Origin of the sequence: Acetobacter sp. P1H12_c (assembly GCF_018811975.1) — a bacterium.
Taxonomy (GTDB): Bacteria; Pseudomonadota; Alphaproteobacteria; order Acetobacterales; family Acetobacteraceae; genus Acetobacter; species Acetobacter persici.
Genome location: NZ_JACRVR010000004.1, coordinates 163,934 through 170,895, shown reverse-complemented (window position 1 = coordinate 170,895; position 6,962 = coordinate 163,934). Strand labels below are relative to the sequence as shown.

Genomic DNA, 6,962 nt, shown 5'->3' with positions numbered 1-6,962 from the left:
CAACCGCATCGTCCTCACCCGTCATGCCAGACTGGTACCAGCAGGGGCTCCCGCATATCTGGCTGCCTTACAGCCAGATGAAAACCGCTCCGGCCCCTCTGGCCGCCCGCAGCACCCACAATGCCCGCATTCAGCTTACGGATGGCCGGGAACTGGTGGATGGCGTGGCCGCATGGTGGACAGCCTGCCACGGTTATAATCACCCCCACGTCCGCGCCGCCGTTACGGCACAGCTGGGCACCATGCCGCATGTGATGTTCGGCGGGATGGTGCATGAACCAGCCCTACGGCTGGCAAGCCGCCTGTGCGCCCTGCTGCCGGGGGATCTGGACCGGGTCTTTTTTACAGATTCCGGTTCTGTCGCGGTGGAAGTTGCGATGAAAATGGCCATTCAGTACCGCCTGAACACCGGGGAGCCGAAACGCACCAAAATGCTGGCCTTCAAAGGCGGATATCATGGTGACACACTTGCCACCATGTCCGTCTGTGACCCGGAAGAAGGCATGCACCACCTGTATGGCGATGTGCTGGCTCATCATATCATCGCCCCACTGCCACAGGACGAGGCCAGCACCGCTGCTTTTTTCCAGCTTCTGGACGAGCACGCGCATGAGCTGACTGCCATCATCACCGAGCCACTGGTGCAGGGTGCGGGCGGCATGCTGTTCCATTCCCCCACTGTGCTGCGCACGCTGCGCGAGGCCGCAGACCGTTACGGCCTCCTGCTCATTCTGGATGAAATTTTTACCGGCTTTGGCCGCACCGGCACGATGTTTGCCTGTGAACAGGCCGACATTGTGCCGGATATCATCACCCTTTCTAAAGCCCTGACAGGCGGCACCATGGCGCTGGCTGCCACCGTCGCCCGCCCGCATGTGTTTGAGGCCTTTCTGTCCGACAGCCCGGACCACGCTCTGATGCACGGCCCGACCTTTATGGCCAATGCCCTGGCCTGCGCCTGCGCCAATGCCTCGCTGGACTTATTTGAAACCGAACCCCGGCTGGCACAGGTAGCCACCATTCAGGCGCATCTGACAAAAGCGCTTGAACGGTGCCGCACGCTGCCGGGCGTTAAGGATGTCCGTGTTCTGGGGGCGATTGGCGTTGTGGAACTGGAAAAAATTGCCAATCCGGACGCTCTGCGGCAACGCTTTATTGCGGAAAATGTGTGGATCCGCCCGTTCCGCTCAATCGTCTACCTTACCCCGGCCTTCACCATCCCACCGGAAGATCTGCGCACGCTGACCGATGCCATCTATCGCGTTCTGTCTACGGAAAACTGAAAACCGCAACACCGGAGCAACAGCAGATTGTCTGGCTGTGGCTGTGGCTGTGGCTGTGGCTGTGGCTGTGGCTGTGGCTGTGGCTGTGGCCTGACAGAACTTTCAGATTCACAACCAAAAAAAAACAACAGATTTCATTAAAAAACAAATCTTTATGAGACGTTATTCATCCCACAACGCAGATGCTTGATCGTCCGCTTCCCGCGCATCCACCCAGACACAGCGCCCATCATGATAGCGCTCACACTTCCAGAATGGTGCTCCGGTTTTAAGGCGATCAATAAGGAAATTGGTGCCCGCCAGCGCTTCCGCCCGATGCGCGGAAGACGTCCCGACAAACACAATGGGAGCACCCACAGGCAGCGTGCCAACACGATGGATCAGTGTACAGCCCGTCAGGCTGAAACGTCGCACCGCTTCATCCGCCAGCGCCGTCAGCACTTTTTCCGTCATGCCGGGATAATGTTCCAGTGTCAGGCTTTCCAGCCCATCCGGCCCGTCCCGCACCTGCCCCATAAAAACGCTGATACCGCCAATAGAACGGGACCCGGCTGAAAGGCGGTCCATTTCCGCCCCCATATCAAAAAGCTCAGGCTGAACAAGAACGCGCAGCACGCCCTTAGCCCCCGGTCATGGGAGGGAAAAATGCCAGTTCATCACCGGGCTTTACAGTATCCTGAAACGTCGCAAGCGTCTGGTTAATAGCAACACGGATACGCGGTGCGGCAGCAAAAACCGTATCCAGCGTGGTATCCTTCTGGCGCAGTTCGGTAAGAAATGCCTCTACCGTGACAGACGGCTCTGGCAGACGGACAGTCTCCCTCTCCCGCCCCATCTGCTCACGCAAGGCAGCGAAATAGAAAATTGTGACGTCCTGCGCCATAGCGATGTCCTTGCTTTTTCTCGTATCAGGCAGCCTGTGCCGCGCCCCGGCGCCGTCAGGAGCGCGGGGTGGCTGGAGCCTGCGTCTTTTTTGCCTGCGTGGTCGTCACAGACCCGTCCGGGTGGATCAGCGTCACAGTGCCGTCACCATTCGGAATTTCAATGGTGGAGGCAGATCCGCGCTGCACACCGTATTTAGAGGCCGCATCCGGCTCGGCATCCGGCAGTTTTCCTGTCACGGACTGAGACGTATCAGGCTGACCATCCGGCTCTCCCACGCTCATTTCTCCACCATCAGGCAACTGGGAGCCACCACCATTGGACGCACCGCCTAGAATGGTGCCAATACGGTCCTTCTCAACGTCTTCCAGAGTAGGCAGTGGTGCCGGCGGCCCGGGCCAGATATTCCCGCCTGCGGGCAGGAGTGGTGTTTCCGCGGTGGAATATCCACGCACCCGACGCATGTTGAGGTTTTCACCGCCCGGCGCATTCGGGTTCGCGCCTGGCAGGGTTGCGGTATCGGTCACAAATTTCCCGAACCCGGAACAGCCGCTCAAAACCAGACATATTCCAACAAGAGCGGATTTCCGCATCACCTGACTCCGCTAACCATGACACCATGCAGGCAAAACAGAGATACCTGCTGCGGCAAAACTATGCCGCCTAAAGCTTAAATACCGGTTTGCGGAAGGGATACAAGCCGAGGAACGCCATTTGAGACTTATGAGACACACCGTGCGAGGGTTTCAAACGCCTCTTCACGAGAGATTAACGTGCCGCAGCCCGGTTGTCAGATAATCCCAGCCTGTGATCAGCGTAAGAGCCGCAGCAATCCACAGCAGAACCGCGCCAATCAGAGCCACGGGCAGCCAGGGCATCCCCAGCAGAACACCCGTGCCGTCCCCTGCCAGCAGAAACCCGATTGCTGTCATCTGGAAGCCGGTTTTCCATTTTGCGAGGCGCGTCACCGGCAGGCTGGCCCGGCGTTCCGCCAGATATTCCCGCATGCCGGACACCAGAATTTCCCGGCACAGAATAATGATGGCAGGCCACAGGCTGAAATAGGCCATGCGGCCCAGCCCGGCCAGCACCATCAGGCAGGCCCCCACCAGCAATTTATCCGCAATGGAATCAAACATCCGGCCGAAGTCAGACAACTGATGGCGAGAACGGGCCAGCTTGCCGTCAAAATAATCCGTCACCCCGGCAAGAATGAACAGGAAGCAGGCCAGCGCATCCGTTTGCGGAGCCCCCCATGCGGCAAAAAGCACCACAATCGGGATCGCCACGATACGCGAGATGGTCAGAACATTCGGCAGATCTGTCAGCATTGGCGGGATGCTAGCCTATTTCCCGCGGAGCTGAAATGGTTTCTGGCGTCTGCTTTTCACCACTCACCCAGAAGTTTAGTGCAGGGCTGAAAACCGGGGTCAACCCGGCGTCCAGTCCGGGTGAAAATGCCCGTAAACCGCCCTGGCAGTCTCGCGGTTAATCCCCGGTGCCGATTCGAGTTCCGGCAACCCGGCCTGCTTTACCCCACGGGCCGAACCAAATGTATTGAGCAGCATCTTTTTCCGCGCAGGCCCAACACCCGGAATATCATCCAGCTCGGACGTCACCAGCGTTTTGGAACGCCCGGCCCGGTGCGTGGTAATGGCAAAACGATGCGCCTCATCGCGCAGGCGTTGCAGGTAGTAGAGAACCGGGTCCCGTGGCTCGAGCTGGAACGGCGGTGCGTCGCCTGTGTGGAACCACTCCCGGCCCGCATCCCGGTCCGGACCCTTGGCAATGCCCACCAGTTTGACACCCGTTACACCAAGATCATCCAGCACGCCGCGCACGGCGGAATATTGCCCTGCCCCGCCGTCAATCAGCAAAACATCGGGCCAGTTGGACAGATCGCCTTCCGCAGCTTCCTTCAACGCCCGCCCGAAGCGACGCTCCAGCACTTCCCGCATCATGCCAAAGTCATCTCCGGGTGTGACGGGGCCTTTGATCAGGAACTTACGGTACGCCCTGCGGTCAAACCCCTCTGGCCCGCCGACAATCATCACGCCATAGGCATGGGACCCCATGATGTGGCTGTTATCATAGACTTCAATCCGCTCAGGTGGGACATCCAGCCCCAGCACGCGCGCCACGCCCTCCAGAAGTTTCGCCTGCCCGGCACTTTCCGCCAGTTTGCGGTGCAGCGCATCCCGCGCATTGGCGACGGCATGGTCCAGCACCTGCTTTTTCTCACCCCGCATAGGGTGCAGAATTTCTACCTTCCGCTCACGCCGCAGCGTCAGGGCTTCAGCCAGCAGGGCTTCTTCCGGCAATTCATGATTAACCAGAACCTGTGCCGGGCATGGCTTATCGTCATAAAACTGCGCGATGAAGGCGGCGAGAATATCACCCGGTTCCTGATCCTGCGTATGCGCTGGGAAGAAGGACCTGTTGCCGTTATTGCGGCCGCCCCGGATAAAAAACACCTGAATGCAGGCCTGCCCGGCCTCCTGCCAGATACCAAACACGTCCGCATTTTGCAGAGAGGCCGGGTTGATCACGCTCGAATCCTGCATCTGCGCCAGCGCGCGGATCCGGTCCCGCATGGTGGCCGCGCGCTCAAAATCCAGCGCCTCGGCCGCCCGGTGCATCTCGGCACTCATCTCTTCCCGCAGCACGTGATCCTTGCCGGACAGAAAGTCCCGCGCCTGCTCAACCAGCTTTGCGTAATCGGCCTGATCAATCCGGTCCACACACGGGCCGGAGCAGCGTTTGATTTGATACAGCAGGCAGGGGCGAGAGCGGCTGTTAAACACGGAATCGGCGCAGGAGCGCAGCAGAAAAACCCGCTGGAGCAGGTTAAGCGTCTGGTTCACCGCCCATGCGGACGCAAACGGCCCCCACAGGCTGGCCCCTTTCACCGGCTTGCCGCGGTGTTTGGCAATCTGCGGAAATGCGTGCGCATCCGTGAGCGTCAGCCAGGGGTAACTTTTATCATCCCGCAGAAGGATGTTGTAGCGGGGCTTCATGCGCTTGATGTAGTTGGCCTCAAGCAGCAGCGCCTCGGCCTCGGTATGCGTCGTGACAATCTCCATGGAGGCAGTCTCGGACACCATGCGCCGCAGGCGTTCAGGCAGGCGGTTGACCTGCGTGTAGGACGTCACCCGTTTTTTAAGCGCCAGCGCCTTGCCGACGTAGAGAACATCCTCCTTCTCGCCCAGCATGCGATACACACCGGGGGACAGCGGCATGGTTTTGAGCGCCTCCCGGATAACCTCCACCCCCTTGAGCGGGGTGGCAGGCCTGTTTTCTCCGGCGTCCGGCGTAGTCGCGTTTGGGGAATTTTCAGATGTCATCAGGCGCTCTTTCGAGAAAATAATTTCATCCACTGATTTTGTGGATAAGTCTGTGGATCAGCCGGGCTTGACACCCCGAAATCCGCAGATTTCCCGTGGTCCTGACGTATTGCATATTTTTTAGCCAAACAAAGCAACCTATTGATTTAAAACAACTTTATATCGCATGTTGCGTGACCACTCCGCCACACCCGCAGACTTTATGGAAAATAAAGTCTGTCAAGGGTGGAAGTGGACAAATGCCCTAAAAATCCGGCTGTGGTTTTCAGCCAATTGTCCCGGTTTGTTCTGCCACAGCCTCGGCCTGCCCCAGCAGACGCATGAAGTTTCCGCCCCAGAACGCGGCAATCTCACTTCTGTCATATCCACGGCGCAGGAGTTCCGCCGTCAGGTTCACCCCCTGCGTGGCGTTCTGCCAGTCGGCCAGCGCACCGCCGCCATCAAAGTCTGATGAAATCCCGACATGCTCCACGCCAATGCGGCGCACCACATAGTCAATGTGGTCCACAAAATCGGCCACACCGGCAGAACGGGGTGCCTCGCCGTCGCGCGGTTTCAGGAACGCAGGCATGGCGGTAATCTGGATTACGCCGCCACTGGCCTTTAACGCATCCAGTTGTTCATCATCCAGATTGCGCGGGTGGTCACACAAAGTCCGCACACAGGAATGGCTGGCCACAACCGGCACAGCGGAGGCCGCGACGGCCTGCAACATGGTCTTTTTAGACGCGTGCGAGACATCAATCAGCAGGCCAAGGCGGTTCATGTGCCGCACAGCCTCACGCCCCAGAGCAGACAGTCCGCCGTGGTTTTCCGGCTTATCGCCCAGACTGGGGCGATGCACCGCCGCATCCGCCAGCGCATTATGTCCGTTATGGGTCAGCGTGACATACCGAGCACCTCTGGCCCGGAACTGCGCCAGAACAGCCGGGTCATCCCCCATGGCGTAACCATTTTCCACGGCCGGAATAACGGCCAGAACGCCTGCTTTATACGCGGCCTCAATTTCCGTCACTGTGGAGCACACGCGTGCCGTAACGCCGTTCTGGCTGCCCTGCATCCCGTTGATCACATCCAGCATGGCCAGACACTGCGCCTGTGCCTGCGCATGCCCTTCGGCATCTACCTTTGCCTGCGCGATATAGGCCACAAAGCACCCGGCGGACATGCCACCCTTCTGCATTTTGGGCAGATCAACCCGGCGGGCCTCCGTATCCTCAAACGCGTCTCCCCGGTCCGGCCAGGGGATATCAATATGGCTATCCAGCGTGAACAGCGCGCGATGCAGCGCCTCAGCTTCGGCGGAAGGAGCAGGAGTCTGGCCCGTATGAGCCTGTGAGGAAGACGTCATGAGAGAAAAATGGTCCTGTCAGTCAAGATTACAAGGCGCACGCCCCGCCGCGCCTTTGCTTTATATGTGGCTGTTTTTTCTTGCTCCGCAAACCCGGATGCG

At 59.1% G+C, this 6,962-nt stretch carries 7 protein-coding genes; 1 reads left to right on the top strand and 6 read right to left on the bottom strand.

Going from position 1 to position 6,962, the window contains the following annotated elements:
• The coding region (locus KP699_RS05100) for an adenosylmethionine--8-amino-7-oxononanoate transaminase (RefSeq protein ID WP_374196884.1) at positions 1–1,283 on the top strand (1,283 nt) is incomplete at its 5' end.
• A 162-nt stretch (positions 1,284–1,445) separates the two neighbouring features.
• Here KP699_RS05100 and KP699_RS05095 read toward each other — a convergent pair.
• From KP699_RS05095 to KP699_RS05070, 6 genes are all read right to left on the bottom strand, one after another.
• Positions 1,446–1,898: a molybdenum cofactor biosynthesis protein MoaE gene (locus KP699_RS05095; protein WP_370684576.1), complete on the bottom strand. Its 453-nt coding sequence runs from the start codon at positions 1,896–1,898 to the stop codon at positions 1,446–1,448.
• A gap of 4 nt (positions 1,899–1,902) precedes the next feature.
• Positions 1,903–2,166, bottom strand: coding sequence for a molybdopterin converting factor subunit 1 (gene moaD, locus KP699_RS05090; protein ID WP_215761828.1), 264 nt, complete (start codon positions 2,164–2,166; stop codon positions 1,903–1,905).
• A 55-nt stretch (positions 2,167–2,221) separates the two neighbouring features.
• On the bottom strand, positions 2,222–2,692 hold the full coding sequence (locus KP699_RS05085) for a hypothetical protein (protein ID WP_374196883.1): 471 nt from the start codon (positions 2,690–2,692) through the stop codon (positions 2,222–2,224).
• A gap of 231 nt (positions 2,693–2,923) precedes the next feature.
• On the bottom strand, positions 2,924–3,496 hold the full coding sequence (gene pgsA / locus KP699_RS05080; RefSeq protein WP_215761826.1) for a CDP-diacylglycerol--glycerol-3-phosphate 3-phosphatidyltransferase: 573 nt from the start codon (positions 3,494–3,496) through the stop codon (positions 2,924–2,926).
• A 99-nt stretch (positions 3,497–3,595) separates the two neighbouring features.
• Entirely contained in the window at positions 3,596–5,509 is a 1,914-nt protein-coding gene (gene uvrC / locus KP699_RS05075) for an excinuclease ABC subunit UvrC (protein ID WP_374196882.1), read from the bottom strand.
• Positions 5,510–5,774: 265 nt separating this feature from the next.
• Positions 5,775–6,860 carry a dipeptidase gene (locus KP699_RS05070; protein ID WP_215761825.1) on the bottom strand — a complete coding sequence of 362 codons (1,086 nt, stop codon included), beginning with the start codon at positions 6,858–6,860 and terminating at the stop codon, positions 5,775–5,777.
• Positions 6,861–6,962: the final 102 nt, after the last annotated feature.